The organism is Nocardia sp. NBC_01388 (genome assembly GCF_045040085.1).
Taxonomy (GTDB): domain Bacteria; phylum Actinomycetota; class Actinomycetes; order Mycobacteriales; family Mycobacteriaceae; genus Nocardia.
Window position 1 is genome coordinate 2,706,718 of the sequence record NZ_CP109553.1, and the last position, 18,890, is coordinate 2,725,607.

Here is an 18,890-nt window from a genome sequence, read left to right on the forward strand (position 1 = left end):
CACAACGATGTCGGCCTAACAGGAGGAAGCTGTGCCAGCCCCAACCCTTCCCGCTGGATTCGATTTCACCGATCCGGCCCTGTGGGAAACCCGCAATCCCACCACCGAATTCGCGGAATTACGGCGTACCGCGCCGGTGTGGTGGAATGCGCAATCGGATGCGACCTCCGGCGGCTTCTGCGACGGCGGCTACTGGGTGATCAGTAAACACGAAGACATCAAAGAGATCTCGCGAAAACCCGAGCTGTTCTCCTCGCAACTCAAGGGCTCGATCATCCGCCTGCCCGGCGAGGTCACCATGGAGCAGATCGAACTGACCGGCGCGCTGCTGGTGAACATGGACCCGCCCAAGCACACCAAGATCCGGCGCATCATCTCCAAGGGTTTCAGTCCACGCGCGGTCGAGGGACTGCGCGCGGCGCTGGCCGAGCGGGCCGCGCGGATAGTGCACGCGGCCGCACGCGACGGTGGCGGCGACTTCGTCGAGCAGGTGGCCGCGGAGTTGCCGTTGCAGGCCATCGCCGAATTACTCGGTGTGCCGCAACAGGATCGGCGCAAACTGTTCCAGTGGTCCAATGCCATGCTCAACTACGACGACCCCGAATTCGGCGACACCCACTCCACCGACTCCTCCACCGCCGCGTCGGTCGAAATCCTCGGCTACGCCTGGAATATGGCCGAGCAGCGGCGTGCCACACCGGGTGACGATATCGTCACCCAACTCGTCAACGCCGACCTGGACGGCGAGGCATTGGGCTCCGACGAATTCGGATTCTTCGTCATCCTGCTCGCTGTCGCGGGCAATGAGACCACCCGCAATGCCATCACACACGGCATGAAAGCTTTCATCGACAACCCGGAGCAATGGGAGCTGTACAAACAGCAGCGGCCTCGGACGGCACCCGACGAGATCGTCCGCTGGGCCACCCCGGTGGCCGCCTTCCAGCGCACCGCCACCGCGGACACCGAACTCGGCGGACAACTCATCCGTGCGGGCCAGCGCGTCGGATTGTTCTACAGCTCGGCCAATTTCGACGAGGACGCCTTCGAGGATCCGTTCACCTTCGACGTGCTACGCGATCCCAATCCGCATCTGGCCTTCGGCGGCACCGGTGCGCACTTCTGCGTGGGCGCGAATCTGGCGCGCCTGGAGATCGACCTGATGTTCAACGCCATCGCCGACGCCATGCCGAATCTGACGCAGCTCGCCGAACCCGAACGGCTGCGCAACGGCTGGATCAACGGCATCAAACACTGGCAGGTGCGTTATGCGTAGGGAGGCAGCCGGCAAGACCCGCCTCAACTGCCCGTGCGGTGAATACATTCGCGGCACCGACGAAGCCGACCTGATCGCCAAGACCCAGGCGCATCTGGCCGAGTTCCACCCGGGGCACGACTACACCCCCGACGAGATCCTCTTCATCGCGTACTGAAAGCAGGATCCATGCCCGAGCCCACGCCCGCCGGGGTCGAAGCCACGCGTCGCCGTCTGACCGAGAGGCAAGCCGAGACCGTCGACCGCCTGGCCGCTTCGGCGGTCGAGGTGTTGTCCCGTGAAGGCTACTCCGGCATGACGATTCGGCTCGTGGCAGCGGCGGCGGGGGTGGGAACGGCGACCGCCTACACCTATTTCTCGTCCAAGGAACATCTGATCGCCGAGGTCTTCTGGCGACGCCTCATCGCCACTTCCCCGGTGCGTCCCGACGGCGCGGATCCGGTCGTCCAGGTTGTCGCGGTGCTCCGGCAGATCGCCCTGCTGGTGGCCGACGAACCCGCTCTGGCCGGCGCGATCAGCAACGCCCTGCTCGGCGATGATCCCGACGTGAAGCATCTGCGAGTGCGGATCGGATCAGAGATCCGCCTCCGCCTCGCCGAGGCACTCGATTCCAGTGACCGCGAGCGCCTCGACATGCTCGAGTTGCTGTACTACGGCGCGATGCTCCGCAGCGGTATGGGTCACCTGTCCTATACCGAAGGCGCCGACCTCCTGGAAATGTGCGTAAAGCGCTTGCTGGCCTGACCTTTCGAAGAAATAAGAACAAGAATGCCCCAGTACGTGCAGGGCGTCATCGCCCGGGCGAAGGGTGCACCGGTAGAGCTGACGACCATCGTGATTCCCGATCCTGGACCCGGCGAGGTGGTCGTCGACATCACCGCATGCGGCGTATGCCATACCGACCTCACCTACCGGGAAGGCGGGATCAACGACGAATTCCCGTTCCTGCTCGGTCACGAAGCATCGGGGACCGTCGAAAGTGTCGGCGCGGGAGTGGATTCCGTCGCGCCGGGCGATTTCGTGATCCTCAACTGGCGTGCGGTCTGCGGCTACTGCCGGGCCTGCAAACGGGGTCGCCCGCAATATTGCTTCGACACCTTCAACGCGACTCAGAAGATGACACTCGAGGACGGCACCGTACTCACACCGGCCTTGGGAATCGGCGCTTTCGCCGACAAGATCTCATTCCTCCGGAGCACATCTCAGTCGTTCGACACGTCCCCCGCAGGTGAAAGTACCTGCGGCCCTGCGCAAGTCAGGACGCGAGAATGAACTCGGCGGCTTTCTCGCCGATCATGTAGGACGGAGCGTTGGTGTTGCCACCGGTGATACTGGGCATGATCGAGGCATCGGCCACCCGCAGTCCCTCGATGCCACGCACCCGCAATTGCGGATCGACCACGGCGCGCTCGTCGATGCCCATACGGCAGGTACCCACCGGGTGGTAGACCGAGTGGACCCGACTCGGTAGCTCGCGACGCAGCGCGGACTCGTCTCGATAATCGGGGCCGGGGGTCAATTCCTCGGTGATGTCGAGCGCGATCGACCGGTTGGCCATGATCTCGCGAATGATCCGGATGCTCTCGATCAGGAATTCGGTATCCGCGGGATCGGTCAGGTAACCGGGGTCGATCAAGGGTGAAGCCAGCGGATCGAGCGAAGCCAGCCGCAGTTCGCCGCGACTACGGGGATAGATCAGCGTCGGGAAGATCGTCAGTGCCGCGCGCCGATCCACGGTGTACAGCTTGTCCTGATCCTGGTTGGGCGACGGATAACCCCACGGCAGGACATGGATCTGCAGATCCGGAATATCCTCGGCGAACGACGTTTTCGCGAAACCGACCAGCTCGAACAAGGTCCTGCCGAACCAGGTGCTGCCCGGCGTGGCAAGCTCCCGCACCATCGCCGCGGCCATATGCGAAGGAATCGAACGATGGCGCGCCTGCGCCGTGACGAAGGTCAGCGGCACGAACAGGTGATCATGCAGATTCTGCCCGACCGGCAGGTCCGCGTGCACCGGCAGCCCGAGCTCACACAGGTGCGCGGCCGGGCCGATGCCCGAGAGCATCAGCAATTGCGGAGATGCCATCACTCCGGCGGAGACCACGACTTCCTTTGCCGCACGGACGATCCGCCGCTCACCCCGTTCGATCACTTCCACACCGGTGGCCCGTCCGTGCTCGATCACCACCCGCGTGACATGAGTGCCGGTGCGCACGAACAGGTTCGGGCTGGGCCGGTCGGTGAGGTACCCACGCGCGGAGCTGTAGCGCAGACCGTGGCGCACGCTCTGCTGGAAAACGCCTACGCCCTCCTGCGATGCGCCGTTGTAGTCGGCGATCTCGGGAACCCCCAGCGTTTCCGAGGCCGCGCTCAGCCACTGCTGCGCGATGGGCGTGAGGTCACGCTGGCGGGTCACCTCGATCGGACCACCGGCACCACGCAGATCGCTCGCCCCGTCCTCCCAGTTCTCCAGGCGCTTGAACGCTGGCAGCACATCGGCATAACTCCATCCACTGCAACCCTCGGCGGCCCAGGAGTCGTAGTTGGCACGGTTGCCGCGCACGAACAACATGCCGTTGACCGAGCTCGAGCCGCCCAGCACCTTGCCTCGCGTCATCGGGATCGCACGATCGGCGGCGTGCTTCTGCGGGACCGAGTACTGCTTCCACGTCAACCGCTTCTTCAACGGCGGAACGGTGTGCACCAGGGCGATCGAGCCAGGTATCGAGACCAGCCGCGTATCGTCCTTACGCCCGGCCTCCAACAGGATCACACTGGCGCCGGCCTCGGCGAGCCGACTGGCCACGATGGCACCGGAGCTACCGGCACCCACCACTATGTAATCGGCCTCGACAGGATCGGACGGACGAATGGAACGGGGCATATCCAAATACCTCTGTTGTCGTTCACTATGATTCGGGCGACTGCGGCATCCTCACACCACGGTGCTCGCGTATCGCTGATCGGTGAGTACGCGCAGGTTGCGCAGGAATCGCCGAAAGGTCAGGTTCATCAGCGGGCGCGCGAGCCGGATGGATATGTTCGTCGGCGTGTTGCCGCTCATCGCCAGTGTCCAGGTCAGCCGGCATCCACCGGGCGCAGGAACGATGCGGTAGTCCTCGGCGAACGCGGTGATGCCGCTGGTCCCGCTTTCATTGAACCGAAAAGCCATGTGCGTGTTCGGTTCCCACGCCAAGAACTCCTCTTTGCCGACCATCCCGGCGCGCATGTGCACCGTACGGGTCGTGCCGACCCCGCGCGGTTCCGGGCTGGTCCAGGTCACCGCGGTGATCACCGACGCCCACCGCGGCCACGCCGACGCGTCGGCGAGCACCTCGAACACTTGCTCGGGGGTGACGTTCAGTTCGACGCTATTGGCAAAACGATGCGGTGCGCTCGCCACGAACGTGGTGTCGACGGGGAGGCAAGGGTGCAGCGTGGACATCGGCGTCCTTCCTGAATTCTTCTCCGGCAGAGCTCGCCGGAATCACGAATCATGTTGCGCGCGTGGTTATCAGGCATATTCACGCATCGTCCGCCGACGAGCGATCGGGACAGATACGTGAGTGAACCCGCACAGCGGGCACACCCGGTCCGGCATGGACAGCTGTCCGGACAGTACTACTAACTGCTGCACAGAACAAGGTCTAGCGGCGACCGCACGCGAGCAGATGCTTCGCCACGAGGACGAGGGCCGACAACCCATTCCCGCCGTCAAGACCACACAGACACATCGGTTCGATGCTCATACGAGGTGGGTGGTGAGAGCGATCGTATCGAGATGCCGGATAGCCCGACAGCCGCGGCTGATCATGGTGAGCATCATTTCATCACCGCGATCGGTGGCTGCTGTGAACGCATAGCCGAACGTGGTGATCAAGGGTATCTGGAGCATGCCGACCCGGTAGTCGGTCCAACACTGTTCGAGTGGATAGTCGCTGACTCCGTGGCCCAGCAGCCGGCGATGGTAGGCATCGACCAGACGGCCTTCGCTCTGTTGCCGCGCAGCCGGATCCATACTCGTTGCGAGGAAATACGCGAGGTCTCGCGCGGGGAGGCCCACTGTAAGTGTTTGCCAGTCAACTACGGTGACAACGGTTTTCGCTGGATCGAATAACAAATTATCCAGTCGGAAGTCGCCGTGCAGGAGACAGAATCGGTCGGCATCCAGGCCCAGCCAGGGTTCGATGAGATTCGCCGAATCGGTGAGCACTGCCCTGTCCTCGGCGTTGATGCGGTCCCCCAAGCCTGAGAGCGTCTTCTCCAACGCGATCTGGGCGAGCCGGCCCATACCGCGGGCAAAGTCGGCGTCCGCCTTGGGCATCGGGATACCTTCGAAGCTCAGCCAGGCCGGATCACACCATCTGGGTCCGTGTAGTCCAGCGAGCGCTTCGACTGCCAGGAGCGCTTCGCGCTCACCGCATCCGCGAATCTGATCCCCCTGTACCGCCGGTGCCAGATCGGAGATCAGCAGGACGAATTCGTCACCGCCACTGGTGATATCGCAGTAGAAGACCTGGGGCACAGGCACCGCCACGGTCCCGGCCACACGGGTGTAGAAGGCGTGTTCGGCGCGGTATCCGAGCGCGACGCGCTCACGTACGTCCTGCTGCTGCGACGGAAGCTTGACGACGAACGATCGCGGGACCTCCACAGGATGCGGATAGATCGGCGTCACACGGTACGTCGCGCCGGTCTGCCCGGTACCGACCGCTTCCACCCAGACCGACGAGATCTCCACTCCCAGTACATCCCCGAGCCATTCCGCGGTGATCTGGGAGGGACTGGAGGGCAAGGGATTCGAGCCGGCGAGCCCGGCCGAGTCGCCCGACGATATTTTCATGATGCTTCCCTGGTTACCGGTCTACAGCGCGCCCGATCAGATCCGACGACCGGGGCGTAGTAATTCTTCGGCGCGGCTCAGCGCCATTCCGTGGATCAGCCATCGCACAGTGGTGGCGAATACGCGCGGATCGTCCCACTGACCTGGTGCGGCGATATCGGACAAGGTCATGCTGACCGTGACATGAGCGAGGATTCCGCCGATCTCGATCGCCTGGCGATGGCTGAAGCCGTCTCGCTCGAGCACTACCAACAGCTTCTGGACGTAGTCGACAACGACATCACGATCGGCGATTGTCATGAGTCCGCGCAGTTCCGGCCGCTCCAGCAGCGTGCTGCGTAATGCCGTACACCACGACTCGACGGCCACCTCCCAGACCGAGTCCGCGTCGAACGAGATCTCGAGCTCAGCGAAAGCTCGGGCCACCACGCCGCGCACCAATTGCTCGGAAGACCCGACCTGCTGGTAGAGCGTGTTGTTCGAACATCGCAGGTGCGTAGCGAGATTGCGGATGGTCAGGCCGGACGCGCCTTCATCGGAGAGTATCCGCAACGCTTCGCCGAAGATCGCGTCGGAGCTCAGCAATGGCTTCGGCACGGCTGTACCTCTCTCGTGCGAGATCCGCGGACGGTCTAGGAAAACAAGGTTACGTTAACGGGCCGATTCGATCGATGAAATCACCATATCTCCAGCGATCGGTACCCAGCGCTGCAGACCCAGCCCCACAGTCTCGATATAGCCGCAGGTAGATGCGCATCGGCGCCATGCCCGGACTTCCGTTCAGGGAATCGGACCAGCCCGGCATGGTAACGCTGTTATCTTATGGGAGTTCAGCACCAGGCAAGGAGTGCCCGTGACGGCCATCTACGACGAACTCGGCTTCTATCTATTGGCCGGTGCTGGTGGCGAGGGCCCCGCGGCCTTGGTCGAGGAGGCTCGACGCGGCGAAGCACTCGGGCTGGGAACCGCTTTCATCTCCGAACGCTGGAATGTGAAGGAAGCGTCTTCACTGGTCGGCGCCGCCTGTGCGGCGACCACCCGGTTGAATGTCGCGACCGCCGCGACCAACTGCAACACTCGCCACCCGCTCGTCACCGCCTCCTGGGCGACCACGATGCACCGGCTCTCCGGAGGACGGTTCACGCTGGGCATCGGCCGCGGTGTGGCAGCACTCTATTCGGCATTCAACATCCCCGAGGTCACCACTGCACACATGGAGGACTGGGCACAGGTCACGCGCCGACTATGGCGTGGCGAGACCATCGTCGACCATGACGGACCGATGGGCCGATACCCGGTGCTGTTTCTCGATTCTGATTTCAACGAGGACATCCGGCTCGCCCTGGTCGCCTTCGGACCGAAAACCCTCGCGCTCGGTGGCCGCGTCTTCGACGACGTCATCCTGCATACCTATTTTCCTCCGGAGACGCTGCGGCGCTGCGTGACAACGGTGAAGCGAGCAGCTGAACAAGCCGGACGCGATCCGGCGACCGTGCGCGTGTGGTCGTGCCTGGCCACCGTCGGCGACCATATCCCCGAGGCCGCGCGCCTACGTAAGACCGTCGGCCGCCTCGCCACCTATCTGCAGGGCTACGGCGAACTTCTGATTCGCACCAACGACTGGGATCCCGCTGTCCTGCAACACTTTCGCAGCGACCCGGTCGTCCTATCGGTTCCCGGTGCCATCGACGCCAAGGCCACGACCGAACAACTCGAGCACATCGCGACCCTCCTTCCAGCGGAATGGACAGCAGTCGCCGCGTCCGGTAGCGCCGCCCGAGCCGTCGAGCGTGTCCGCGAGGAGTTCGCCCACGGCGCGGATCGCGTGATCCTGCACGGAGCCACTCCTGACGAACTGGAACCCATCGTTGCCGAATACGGCTCAGCGCTCATCCGGCAGCACCATCGAAACGCGAGTGCCCAGCACCGGACATATTCCTAACTCGCGCATATTCGCGTCCACTGCTCGAGCTCGCACCGCGTGCCCGAGTGGCACTGCCCGCGTCGCAGTCAAGCCCAATCCAGCATCCGGAGCCAGCTCTACCGCCGCCCCGGTCCGGGAGCAGTGGCAGCGGATGCTCGCCGACTGCGAGGCAGGTGTGCTCACGCTGTTCTCGGACGTCGATACGACCATAGTCAGCGACCTGTTCGGCACGCGTCCCAGCACCGCGTACCGCTGGCCCGAAGTTGCCTGAGCCAACTGGGCTCAATTCCTCACCAGCGGTCCTATGTCGATCAGGGTGCGCTGCCGCGCAACATCATTGCGCTGGTGGACCGGCCGGCTGACGACACCACCGACAACGATGACGGCGCCAGCCCCGTCCGAACTGGCCGAACAGAGACTCCTCGGCGAGTCGGCTCGCTGGTCCCAACCACCGAATGGACGGTCTCGCCGACGAAAACCGGCTACTAAGCTGGGCTCGCTGGACCAGAGAAGTAGGTATGCCTTACCTTTACGAGGTGAGTTGGGCCGAGGCAGTACCAAACCTTCTGATCTGCTTACGGGAAGGCCTCGAGGCCGGTCTCGTGGTGACGATCCTGCTGGCAGCCGTGCGCAAGGCGTCGACGGCCGAGCGTCCGCTGTCTGCGACACCGGTCTGGCTAGGGCTGCTCGGGGCGGTGTCGGTGGCGGCCAGTTTCGCTGCCGTGCTGACCTATTCGACCAGCGTGATGTCGAGTTCGGCGCAGGAGACCGTCGGCGGCGTGCTGAGCGTGCTGGCGGTCGCACTGGTCACCTGGATGGTGTTCTGGATGCGCCGCACCGCCTCGACCCTGTCGAAACAGCTGCGCGGTGAGGTGACCCGGGCCGCGGCCATCGGGGCGGGCGCGCTGGCGGTGACCGCATTCCTGGCGGTCGGGCGGGAGGGCTTGGAGACCACGCTGTTCGTGTGGACCGCGGTCAGGGCCTCCGGCGCCACGCTGGCGCCCCTGGTCGGCGCCACCATCGGCCTGATCGCCGCGATCGTGCTGTGCTGGTTGCTGTACCGCCAGAGTGTGCGGCTCAACCTGGGTGTGTTCTTCAGCCGAACCGCGCTGCTGCTGATCGTGATTGCCGCGGGCGTGCTGGCATACGGGCTGGGAGAACTGCAGAACGCGGGCCTGATCCCGGGCGCGCAGTGGATCGCCTTCGACCTGAGCGCCCATATAGACGCCAACTCCTGGTGGGCCTCGCTCATCACCGGCGTCACCGCCCTGCAGCCGAAGATGACCGTGCTGCAGGTGGTGGCCTGGGCGGTCTACCTCGTCGTGGTGCTCACCATGTTCGTCCGTGCGGGCGCCACGGCCCCGCAGCCGGCGGCGCCGAAGCCCGAGCCCGCCGACGAGCATGCCGGCGACTGGTTCGAGCGGATCGCGGGCAAGCGCCTGGCGGTGGTGGGCGCGGCCCTGGTACTGGTGCCGGCGCTGGCCGCGGGCCTGGCCATCGCACTGCTGCCCGCCGCGGGCGAAGGCGCTGTCCAGGCGGTCTCGATTACCTCGAATTCGTGTGCGCCGGAATGGAGTTCGGCTCGTTCGGGCAGCCGGACGTTCTCGGTGAAGAACGACAGCGGCAAGGCTGGGGAGATCACCCTGGTCGATGCCGACGGCGCGATCGTCGGTGAGATCGAGACGATCGGTGCGGGCACCACGGCCGATATGACCGCGACTTTGAGCCGCGGCAGTTACACCGTCAAGTGCGCGATGTCGGGCCAGGCGGTGACGAGTTCGGCCACGGTGCAGGTCAGCGGTACCGCGGATGCGCCGCCGGCGGTCAAACCGGTCAGCCAGGACGACCTCGCGCCCGCAAACGACGCCTATCAGTCCGCCGCCGCGCAGGCGCTCGGCCGGCTCACCGGAACCCTCGGTGCCCTCCGCAACGACCTGTACGCGAACAATATCGCCGCGGCGCAGGCGGATTGGCTGGCCGCCCAGGAGCAGTGGGAGCGGGTCGGCGCCTCCTACAACAGTTTCGGTGCGGCGGGCACCGCCGTGGCCGGCCTGCCCGGTGGTCTCCCCGACGGGGTGAACGATGTCGGCTTCACCGGCCTGCACCGCCTCGAGTACGGCCTGTGGCACGGACAGGGCGCCGCGCAAATGCTGCCGATCCTGGACAAACTGGGCGCCGATATCGCCACGGTGCGGCAGAACCTGACCTCGACCGACCTGGCCGGCGACCCGGCCAACCTGCCGATCCGCGCGCACGAGATCCTCGAAGACGCACTGCGCGACCACATTTCGGGCATGGACGAGCTGGGCGGCGGCGCCGCCTATCCGCTCACGCTGGCCGATATCGATATCACCCGCACCGTGATCAGCGGCCTGGGCCCGCTGCTCGATGAGCGGGCGCCGGACCTGCGCGCGAACATCGCCGCGCGCCTGGACTCGCTGCAGCGGGCGCTGCTGGCCACCCAGGACGGCGGCAAGTGGCGTCCGCCCGCCCAGACCCCGCCTGCCGCACAGCAGTCCGTGAAGGCCGCACTCGGCGGCGCCCTGGAGGTTCTGGCCCGGGTTCCCCGGTTGCTGGAAGTTCCCGCCGCCCACTGATCCTCGACACGTAAGGCTTGCCTCCGATGAACCTCAGCCGACGCAGATTCCTCTCCGGTGCCGCCGCCGGTGCGGCGGGAACGGCTCTGACCGCGGGACTCGTCGCCGAAGGCGCCCGCGTGGACGCCGCGGCCGCGGGCACGCCCTCGGCTGCCTCGTCCTACCCGTTCCACGGCGCGCATCAGGCGGGCATCCTCACCCCGGGCCCGGCGGACAAGCAGAACGCCTCCTGCTACGCGTCGTTCGATGTCACCGTGTCGAACAAGGCAGAACTGGCCGAACTGATGAAGACGCTCACCGGGCGCGCCCGCTTGCTCACCGCCGGCAACACCCCGCCTGATCTCGGCCTGGGTCAGCCACCGTCGGACAGCGACGTGCTCGGCCCGGATACGCCCGCCGACGGGCTCACCGTGACCACCGGTGTGGGCGCGAGCCTATTCGACGACCGGTTCGGGCTCGCAAAGCTCAAGCCGGCGCATCTGACACCGATGAAGATCTTCCCGGACGACTCGCCGGAGGACGCGTGGATGCACGGCGACGTGATGCTGCAGCTCTGCGCCCATCACCCCGACACCGTCCACCACGCGATTCGTGACATCACCCGCCAGACCCGCGGTGCGCTGCAGCTGCGCTGGAAGATCGAGGGCTACAACTCGCCGCCGCGTCCCTCGGGCACCGGCCGGAACCTGCTGGGCTTCAAGGACGGCACGGCCAATCCGACCGGTAAGGACGCCGAAGCGCTGATCTGGACCGGCGATCCCGCCGAGCCGGCCTGGACACGCGACGGCACCTATCAGGTGGTGCGGCTGATCCGCATGCTGGTGGAGTTCTGGGACCGGGTCTCGATCAACGAGCAGGAGAACATGTTCGGGCGCCGCCGGGATTCGGGTGCGCCGCTGGACGGCAATCAGGAATTCGACACCCCCGACTACGAGCGGGATCACGACGGCAAGGTCATTCCGCTGACCTCGCACATCCGCCTTGCCAACCCGCGCACCCCCGATACCGCACGGCAGCAACTGGTTCGGCGTTCCTACAACTACGATCTGGGCATGGGTCCGAACGGCAATATGGCCGCCGGGCACATCTTCACCTGCTTCCAGCAGGATGTGCAGCGTCAGTTCGAACAGATTCAGACCCGGTTGGCCGGCGAGCCGCTGACCGACTACGTGCAGCCGTTCGGCGGCGGATACTTCTTCGTGCTGCCCGGTGTCACCGATGTGAACGACTGGTACGGGCGCGCACTGCTGAGCTGAGGTGTCCGTAACCGGCCGAGCGGTGGCAGTATCGCGCTGACCGTGCACCGCGAGGACAGGAGAATCCATGGCCGGCAGGACGCTTGTGCCGACGCTCAATGATCGAGGCCGCCAGCTGTATTCGATGGTCCGGCTGGCCCTGGGCATGCGGAGTTTCACTCGCACCGGCCAGGTCGGAGACGGCCGGGAAGCGGCCGCCCGCGACTACGTGCTCGCGAATGCGACCGCGGGCGATCCGGAGAGTGTGCTCGTCACCATCGACAGGTTCGCCCGCACCCGCAGCATGCTGGTCAATGTCGGGGACGAGAAGGGTTTGATCCTCGACGCCGCGGTCCGGCGAGCGCAGCCGAAGCTGCTGCTCGAGCTCGGGACCTACTGCGGGTACAGCGCCGTGCGCAGCGGCCGGTTGCTGCCCGGTGGTGCGCGCCTGGTGTCGGTGGAATTCAGCGCCGCGAATGCCGAAGTGGCGCGGGCGATTATCGCGCACGCCGGGCTCGCGGATCGTGTCAGCGTGGTTGTCGGGACCATCGGCGACGGCGGCAAGACCGCGCAACAGCTCACTGCCGAGCACGGATTCGCACCCGGTTCAGTCGATTTCGTCTTCCTCGACCATGCCAAGGAGGCTTACCTCGCCGACTTGAACACGATGATGGACAACGGGTGGTTGCATCCCGGCACGATTGTGGTCGCCGACAATGTCAAGGTGCCCGGTGTCCCCGACTACCTGGCCTACATGCGACAGGAGCAGGGCCGCACCTGGCGGACCGTCGAGCACAGCACCCATGTCGAGTACCAGTCGATCCTGAAGGATCTCGTGCTCGAATCCGAGTACCTCGGCAAACAGGTGCCGTAACACGTTCCCGGACAACTGATCCCGTCAGTGAACTCCCGCAGCCGTGCGGTATGCCTCGAGCCGTTCGACGAGCTCACGGGAGTGCCCCAGGGCCGGGAGATGCCCGCCGTCCATCTCGTCAGGGGTGAAGCCCGGTCGTTCCCGGACCACGCGGCGCTGGAAGTCGGCCGGGAACATGCGGTCCTGACGGCACAGCAGGAATTCGGTCGGCACATCCGGATGGTCGCCGGAAATTAATCGCTCACCCGGCGCTACCGATGTGAAGCAACGCCCACCAGGAACCCAGGGCGGCGCTCACTCGGCGTTTGCCGCGACCAGTGCCTGGTCGAAGAACGATCGGGCGACGGACCTCAGCCGTGGGACAGGCGGCGGGTGATCAAAGCTGCTATGGCGGGCTGGTTTTCGGGGAGGTCGAGGTAGAAATGGGCGCCCGGGAACGTGGCGGTCTCGAAATCGGCCGAAGTGTGGTTGCGCCAGTCGCCCGCCTGGGCCAGGGAGGTGGTGGGATCGGCGGTGCTCACCAGTGCGGTGATCGGGGTGCCCAGGGGTTCGCCCGGTTGGTAGCGGTAGGTCTCCACCGCCTGATAGTCGCTGCGGACCGCAGGGAGGATCATTTCGGCGAGGGCGGGTTCGGTGCGGAGGATGCCGACCGGCTCCGGATCGTTCGCGAGGCGTTCCAGGTCGGCGATGAGGGCGTCGTCGGAGGCCAGATGCAGGCGGCCGGGTTCCTCGAAGGCCGGTGCGGGGCGGCCGGATACGAACAGGTGGGCGAGAGGGCGGGCGGCGGCTTCCAGGCGGCGGGCGGTCTCGAAGGCCAGGGTCGCGCCCATGCTGTGGCCGAACAGAACGGGGCGCGTCCCAGCGGGCCAGCGCCGCAGGTCCTGCGCGATCTCGTCCGCGAGTTCGATGAGGTCGGGAATCGGCTTGTCGCCCAAACGATCCTGACGACCGGGGTACTGCACCGCGAAAACGGCTGTGCCCGTGCCGAAATGCCGAGCGAGCGGGCGGTAGGCGGTGACGGAACCGCCGCCGGGCGGGAAGCACACCAGTACGTTTCGCGGGTCGGCATCGGGCTTCAGCACGCGCAACCAGTCGGTACCGGTGAGCATGACCACCACGGCGGGTTTCTCCTTCACAGACTAGGGTCGGGACTCGTGACTGCCTACACAACGCTGGTTCACGACTACGAGTCCGGGGTTGGCGTCACCGGATCGAGTATGCCCGCCCTCGATCCGGGCGCGAATCTGGCTGCGACGCTGCCGGTGTGGTCCCTCGCGGGCGGCGCGGTGGCCAGTTTCGCGGCCGCGGCCGACCGACGGCGGGCGGCGTGCGGATTGACGACGCTGGAGAGCGTGCTCGACCCTGCCCGGGTGGCGGCGGCCTTCTCCAGCGAGCGTCTCTTCCGGGTGAACGACGTGGCCCCCGATGCCTTCGCAGAGCTGTCGGGCTTCTTCCCGAGTGCGGACGGCTGGGTGCGAACGCACGCCAACTACTCGCATCATCGCGCGCGGCTGCTGGCTGTTCTCGGATTGCCGGAAAATACCGACCGGGCTGCCGCTGCAGCTCGCATCGCCGAGCTGTCCGGCACGGAGATAGAAGAGCGCGCGGCCGAAACCGGCGCCATCGTGGTTCGGGTGCGCACCGAACAGGAGTGGGCGGACAGCCCGCAGGGCAAGGCGGCCGCCGACGGCCCACTGGTGGCCATCGAGCCGCGGGCGGATCGCGCCGAGATCGAATCCCCCACCGCCGCAACGCAGATGCTGCCGCTGCGCGGAATCCGCGTACTGGATCTCACGCGCGTCATCGCCGGACCGGTCGCGACCCGGGCGCTGGCTCTGCTCGGCGCGGACGTGCTGCGGGTCGATCCGCCGCAGCTCCCGGAGATCGAATGGCAATTCCTGGATACCGGCCAGGGTAAGCACTCAACCCTACTGGATTTGCGTACCGAACTTCCCGTATTTCGGAAGCTTCTCAGCGAAACTGATGTACTGATCACAGGTTACAGACCGGGCGCCTTGGAACGGCTCGGTATGGTAGCGAGCGATATTCGGCCAGGAATTGTATACGGCCGGGTTTCCGCCTGGGGTGAGCGCGGACCGTGGGGCGATCGACGTGGTTTCGACAGTATTGTGCAAGCAGCATCCGGAATATCTCTCATCGAAGGCGCACAGGACAATTCGCGCGCCGCGGCGGCTGTCGGCGCACTGCCCGCCCAGGCGCTCGATCACGCCAGCGGATATCTGCTCGCCGCGGGGGTGCTCGACGCGCTCACCGCGCGGGAACAGGACGGTAGGGGGCGCGATGTGCGAGTTGCGCTGGCACGTACCGGTTCCTGGCTGCTCACAGCGCCGGGCCGCACCCCGGATCATCCACCGGCACAGGCGCCCGCGGCGGAGTACGCGGTGACCCACGATGGCGTGACGACCGCGCGACCAGCGCTGACGGAATATCCGGATCATCCGTGGCCGGCTTCGCAATACGGCACACATGCCCCGATCTGGGCAGCCCGACCGGACGGTTCTCAGTAGCTGAACCGGGTGTGCGATCGCCTGCACGCACACCCGCAAACACATCGGCGAATAATGCGAATTCCCTTCGCGCATATCGTTTTAATGTCGTTAATAGGTGAGATGCTGAAGCCGACATCGATAATGCCGGCGCGTGTGCCGGCATGCGGATGGAGGACGTCATCGTGGACATACCAGGCCCCCTGCTGACTGTGGCAGCGGATGGCACCACTACAAAAGTTGGTCGCCGGGAATGGACCGGGTTGGCGGTGTTGGCGCTGGCGTGTTTGGTGTACTCCATGGACCTCACGGTCCTGCACCTCGCCGTGCCACAGATAAGTGAGGTACTCCGACCCACCAGCTCCCAATTGCTGTGGATCATCGACGTTTACGGGTTCATGGTGGCCGGTCTGTTGCTGACCATGGGCACGATCGGCGACCGCATCGGGCGAAGACGACTACTCATGACCGGGGCGGCAGCCTTCGCGGCGGTGTCCATCATCGCCGCGTTCGCGCCGTCGGCCCCGGTGCTCATCGGTTGCCGGGCACTGCTGGGGGTCGCCGGTGCGACGCTCGCACCGTCCACCCTCTCGTTGATCTTCACCATGTTCCCCGATACCAAGCAGCGGTCGCTGGCCGTCGGCGTATGGGTGGGCTCGTACTCGGTCGGCGGTTCGATCGGCCCGCTGGCCGGCGGCCTGATGCTCGAACACTTCTGGTGGGGTTCGGTATTCCTGCTGGCGGTGCCGGTCATGGTGCTGCTGCTGATCCTCGCGCCGCGGGTGCTGCCGGAATTCCGGGATCCGGGCGCGGGCCGGCTGGATCTGCTCAGCGCGCTGATGTGCACCAGCGCGGTGCTGCTGGTGGTGTACGGCATGAAGGAGATCGCCCAGGACGGTCCGGTGCCCATGGCGGTCGGCGCGCTGGCCGCCGGGCTCTTCATCGGGTCGATGTTCATTCGCCGGCAACTGACCACGCCCGAACCCATGCTGGATCTGAAACTGTTCCGGCTCAGCAGCTTCCGCATGGCGCTGACGGTGAATATGGTCGCCATCTTCGCGGCGTTCGGCTACTTCCTGTTCGTGGGCCAGTATTTCCAGCTGGTGCTGGGCATGTCACCGCTGCGCGCCGGAATCGCCACCATCCCAGCCGGTTTGGGCTTCATGATCGGCTCGCAACTCGGCCCGAGAATCGGCAAGGTGGTGCGGCCCGCGTACATGATCGGGGTCGGCATGGTCATGGCGGCGGGCGGATTACTGCTGCTGACCAGGATCACCGAGACCGGCGGCGTGGGGTTGACCATCATCGCCTCGCTGCTGGTGTCCTTCGGCCTGGCGCCGGTCTTCGGCATCACCACCGAGCTCATTGTCGGCACCGCGCCGCCGGAGCAGGCCGGGGCCGCCTCCGGGCTGTCCGAGACCGGGGCCGAATTCGGTGGGGCGCTGGGGATTTCCATGCTGGGAAGTCTCAGTATCGCGATCTATCGCAGCCAGCTGGGCTCAACGCTGCCCGCCGGACTGCGTGATGCCGATGTGCACAGCGCTCGCGATACTCTCGGCGCGGCCATGGAGGTAGCGACCGGGCTGTCCGGCAATCTGGGTACCGCGGTGGCGGAGTCGGCCAAGCACGCGTTTCTCACCGGCATGCACCTGACCTCCGCCATTGCGGCCGTGGCCGCGCTGCTGCTGGCAGGAATCGCGGTCCTGCGGCTGCGGCACATACCGCCGGGCTGATTCAGTTCCCGCAGACGGCCGCGACGGCGGTGGCCAGGTCGGCACCGGTGAACTGTTCGACGGTGGCGGGCGCGATGAGCGACTGCATCGCCAAACCCTGAAAGAGCATGAAGAGCGTTTTTGCCAGGGCGGTCGCCTGAACTTCGGAGAGCTGCGGATGCGTCGCGCGCAGCACCTCGGAGATGTCGGCGTACGCCCCGGCGCTGGCCTGCTCCATGAATCCCTGTGATTCCGGGGAGCGCGCGAGCTGCACACCGTTCTCGAGACTCAGCAGAAGATTCTCGCGATTGCGCAGCACGACCTCGATGAGTCCGTCCCAGGTGGGCGCGAGCGCGTCCATGAGCGATCGCCCCTCCCCCGCGTCTTTGATGGCCGCATCCATCTCGTCACCGATCTCGGTGCCGACGCCCAGGGTGAGTGCCTCCATGACCAGGCGGTCCTTCGACCCGAAGTGATAGCCGATGGCCGCCAGGCTCACTCCGGCGGCATTGGCGATATCGCGGGCGGTCACCTTGGCCAGGCCGCGGTCGAGGATTGCCTGGCGAGCGCCCGTCAGTAGGTCTTCTCGGTTTCCCATAAACCCACCCTACCAGCGTATTAGACATTTGTTCTAGACAGCCGTGCCAAAGCCTGTTAGACATATGTCTTAGACGAACGTACTTCACCACCACGGGAGATACCGATGAGCACCAACCTCCGCATCCTGGTCGCCGGCGGCGGCATCGCCGGCAATGCCGTTGCCCTGCAGCTGATTCGGGCCGGCATCGCCACCACCGTCGTCGAGCGGGCCACCGCTCCCCGGCCGGGCGGCCAGGCGGTCGATCTGCGCGGACCCAGCCGCGAGGTCGCCGAGCGCATGGGCCTGATGGACGGCATTCGCAAACACCAGCTGCACGAGAAGGGCATGGTTCTGGTCCATGCCGACGGCAGCACCGCCTACGAGATGTCCATGGAGATGTTCGAGGGCAACGGCGCGATCGCCGAGGTCGAGATCAGCCGTGGCGACCTCAATGACGTACTGCTCACCGAACTCGCCGGTGTCGCAGGCGATCTCGACTACCGCTACGGCGACTGGATCGAGACGCTCGATCAGGACGAGAACGGTGTGACCGTCGGTTTCGCCTCCGGGCGCAGCGAGCGCTACGACCTGGTCATCGGCGCCGACGGCGTGCATTCGGCCACCCGCAGGCTGGCCTTCGGACCCGAGGAGCAGTTCACCACCTACTTGGGCGGGTACATGTCCTTCTACACCATCCCCACCCCCGCGGCGGCCATCCCCGAGTGGATGGCCATGCACGTGGTGCCCCGCGCCTCGGTCGGCGTGCGACCCGACGCCGACCCGGCCACCTCCAAGGCCATTCTCACCTTCCGCATCGACGCCGATCCGGCCCTGCGCCGCGATGTCGCCGCACAGCGAAAGCTCATTCGCGACATGCTCGCTCCGGCCGGCTGGTGCGCTCCGGACGTGCTCGCGCAATTGGATACCGCCACCGACTTCTACTTCGACGAGCTGGTGCGCGTGGACATGCCGACGCTGTCGTCAGGGCGCGTCACGCTGCTCGGTGATGCCGGGTACTGCGGCTCGCCGCTGACCGGTATGGGCACCGCCATGGCACTGGTGGGCGCATACCTGCTCGCGGGCGAAATCACCGCTACCCCAGGCGATATCACCAGCGCGCTGGTCCGCTACGACGCCGCGGTCACCCCGTTCCTGGAGAAGGCCAAGACGCTGCCCGGCGGTGGCATCAAGATGATGCTGCCGACCAGCAAAGTGGGCCTCGTGGTGATGCAGCGGGTCGGCAAGCTCATGACCACCCGCCTGTTCCGGCCGATCATGACCAAGATGCTCGACACCACCGAGGACTATGTGCTGCCCAGCTACTGATGCGCGACGACTA

General features: G+C 65.8%; 17 protein-coding genes and 1 pseudogene. 11 read left to right on the plus strand and 7 right to left on the minus strand.

Features of this window, described 5'->3' with window-relative positions; genetic code table 11:
* Positions 1–31: 31 nt before the first annotated feature.
* The 4 genes and pseudogenes from OG716_RS13230 to OG716_RS13245 form a co-directional block, all read left to right on the plus strand.
* A complete protein-coding gene (locus tag OG716_RS13230; protein WP_405137940.1) occupies positions 32–1,276 on the plus strand; it encodes a cytochrome P450 in 1,245 nt (414 codons plus the stop codon).
* Positions 1,269–1,433, plus strand: coding sequence for a DUF1059 domain-containing protein (locus OG716_RS13235; protein ID WP_405137941.1), 165 nt, complete (start codon positions 1,269–1,271; stop codon positions 1,431–1,433). Before OG716_RS13230 ends, OG716_RS13235 begins: the two co-directional genes overlap by 8 nt.
* A gap of 11 nt (positions 1,434–1,444) precedes the next feature.
* Positions 1,445–2,020: a TetR/AcrR family transcriptional regulator gene (locus tag OG716_RS13240; RefSeq protein ID WP_405137942.1), complete on the plus strand. Its 576-nt coding sequence runs from the start codon at positions 1,445–1,447 to the stop codon at positions 2,018–2,020.
* A 24-nt stretch (positions 2,021–2,044) separates the two neighbouring features.
* Positions 2,045–2,509: pseudogene (locus OG716_RS13245) on the plus strand (alcohol dehydrogenase catalytic domain-containing protein); the annotation flags it as partial.
* Positions 2,510–2,531: 22 nt separating this feature from the next.
* Here OG716_RS13245 and OG716_RS13250 read toward each other — a convergent pair.
* The 4 genes from OG716_RS13250 to OG716_RS13265 all read right to left on the minus strand — a co-directional run bounded on the left by OG716_RS13250 (position 2,532) and on the right by OG716_RS13265 (position 6,719).
* Entirely contained in the window at positions 2,532–4,163 is a 1,632-nt protein-coding gene (locus tag OG716_RS13250) for a GMC family oxidoreductase (protein ID WP_405137943.1), read from the minus strand.
* A 51-nt stretch (positions 4,164–4,214) separates the two neighbouring features.
* Entirely contained in the window at positions 4,215–4,715 is a 501-nt protein-coding gene (locus tag OG716_RS13255; RefSeq protein WP_405139663.1) for an SRPBCC family protein, read from the minus strand.
* Between the two features lie 309 nt (positions 4,716–5,024).
* Positions 5,025–6,122 (minus strand): phosphotransferase family protein, encoded by a 1,098-nt coding sequence (locus OG716_RS13260; protein ID WP_405137944.1) that lies wholly within the window; start codon positions 6,120–6,122, stop codon positions 5,025–5,027.
* A gap of 36 nt (positions 6,123–6,158) precedes the next feature.
* Positions 6,159–6,719 carry a TetR/AcrR family transcriptional regulator gene (locus OG716_RS13265; RefSeq protein ID WP_405137945.1) on the minus strand — a complete coding sequence of 187 codons (561 nt, stop codon included), beginning with the start codon at positions 6,717–6,719 and terminating at the stop codon, positions 6,159–6,161.
* A 265-nt stretch (positions 6,720–6,984) separates the two neighbouring features.
* Here OG716_RS13265 and OG716_RS13270 point away from each other — a divergent pair, with 265 nt between their 5' ends.
* From OG716_RS13270 to OG716_RS13285, 4 genes are all read left to right on the plus strand, one after another.
* Positions 6,985–8,064, plus strand: coding sequence for a TIGR03857 family LLM class F420-dependent oxidoreductase (locus OG716_RS13270; RefSeq protein WP_405139665.1), 1,080 nt, complete (start codon positions 6,985–6,987; stop codon positions 8,062–8,064).
* A gap of 518 nt (positions 8,065–8,582) precedes the next feature.
* The gene (gene efeU, locus OG716_RS13275) at positions 8,583–10,643 is read left to right on the plus strand and encodes an iron uptake transporter permease EfeU (RefSeq protein ID WP_405139667.1); all 2,061 of its coding nucleotides are present in this window, start codon (positions 8,583–8,585) and stop codon (positions 10,641–10,643) included.
* A 26-nt stretch (positions 10,644–10,669) separates the two neighbouring features.
* On the plus strand, positions 10,670–11,899 hold the full coding sequence (gene efeB / locus OG716_RS13280; RefSeq protein ID WP_405137946.1) for an iron uptake transporter deferrochelatase/peroxidase subunit: 1,230 nt from the start codon (positions 10,670–10,672) through the stop codon (positions 11,897–11,899).
* A 67-nt stretch (positions 11,900–11,966) separates the two neighbouring features.
* Positions 11,967–12,752 carry an O-methyltransferase gene (locus tag OG716_RS13285; protein WP_405137947.1) on the plus strand — a complete coding sequence of 262 codons (786 nt, stop codon included), beginning with the start codon at positions 11,967–11,969 and terminating at the stop codon, positions 12,750–12,752.
* Between the two features lie 24 nt (positions 12,753–12,776).
* On the opposite strand, the gene OG716_RS13290 is transcribed toward OG716_RS13285, so the two are convergent.
* Both OG716_RS13290 and OG716_RS13295 read right to left on the minus strand, forming a co-directional pair.
* Positions 12,777–12,965 (minus strand): alpha/beta fold hydrolase, encoded by a 189-nt coding sequence (locus OG716_RS13290; protein WP_405137948.1) that lies wholly within the window; start codon positions 12,963–12,965, stop codon positions 12,777–12,779.
* A 137-nt stretch (positions 12,966–13,102) separates the two neighbouring features.
* On the minus strand, positions 13,103–13,888 hold the full coding sequence (locus OG716_RS13295; RefSeq protein WP_405137949.1) for a thioesterase II family protein: 786 nt from the start codon (positions 13,886–13,888) through the stop codon (positions 13,103–13,105).
* A gap of 18 nt (positions 13,889–13,906) precedes the next feature.
* Between OG716_RS13295 and OG716_RS13300 the strand changes: the two genes are divergently transcribed.
* The gene (locus tag OG716_RS13300; RefSeq protein ID WP_405137950.1) at positions 13,907–15,280 is read left to right on the plus strand and encodes a CoA transferase; all 1,374 of its coding nucleotides are present in this window, start codon (positions 13,907–13,909) and stop codon (positions 15,278–15,280) included.
* A 170-nt stretch (positions 15,281–15,450) separates the two neighbouring features.
* Entirely contained in the window at positions 15,451–16,992 is a 1,542-nt protein-coding gene (locus OG716_RS13305) for an MFS transporter (RefSeq protein ID WP_405139669.1), read from the plus strand.
* Between the two features lies 1 nt (position 16,993).
* On the opposite strand, the gene OG716_RS13310 is transcribed toward OG716_RS13305, so the two are convergent.
* Positions 16,994–17,569 carry a TetR/AcrR family transcriptional regulator gene (locus OG716_RS13310; protein ID WP_405137951.1) on the minus strand — a complete coding sequence of 192 codons (576 nt, stop codon included), beginning with the start codon at positions 17,567–17,569 and terminating at the stop codon, positions 16,994–16,996.
* Between the two features lie 105 nt (positions 17,570–17,674).
* Here OG716_RS13310 and OG716_RS13315 point away from each other — a divergent pair, with 105 nt between their 5' ends.
* Positions 17,675–18,877, plus strand: a complete 1,203-nt coding sequence (locus OG716_RS13315) for an FAD-dependent monooxygenase (RefSeq protein WP_405137952.1) — start codon at positions 17,675–17,677, stop codon at positions 18,875–18,877.
* Positions 18,878–18,890 lie beyond the last annotated feature (13 nt).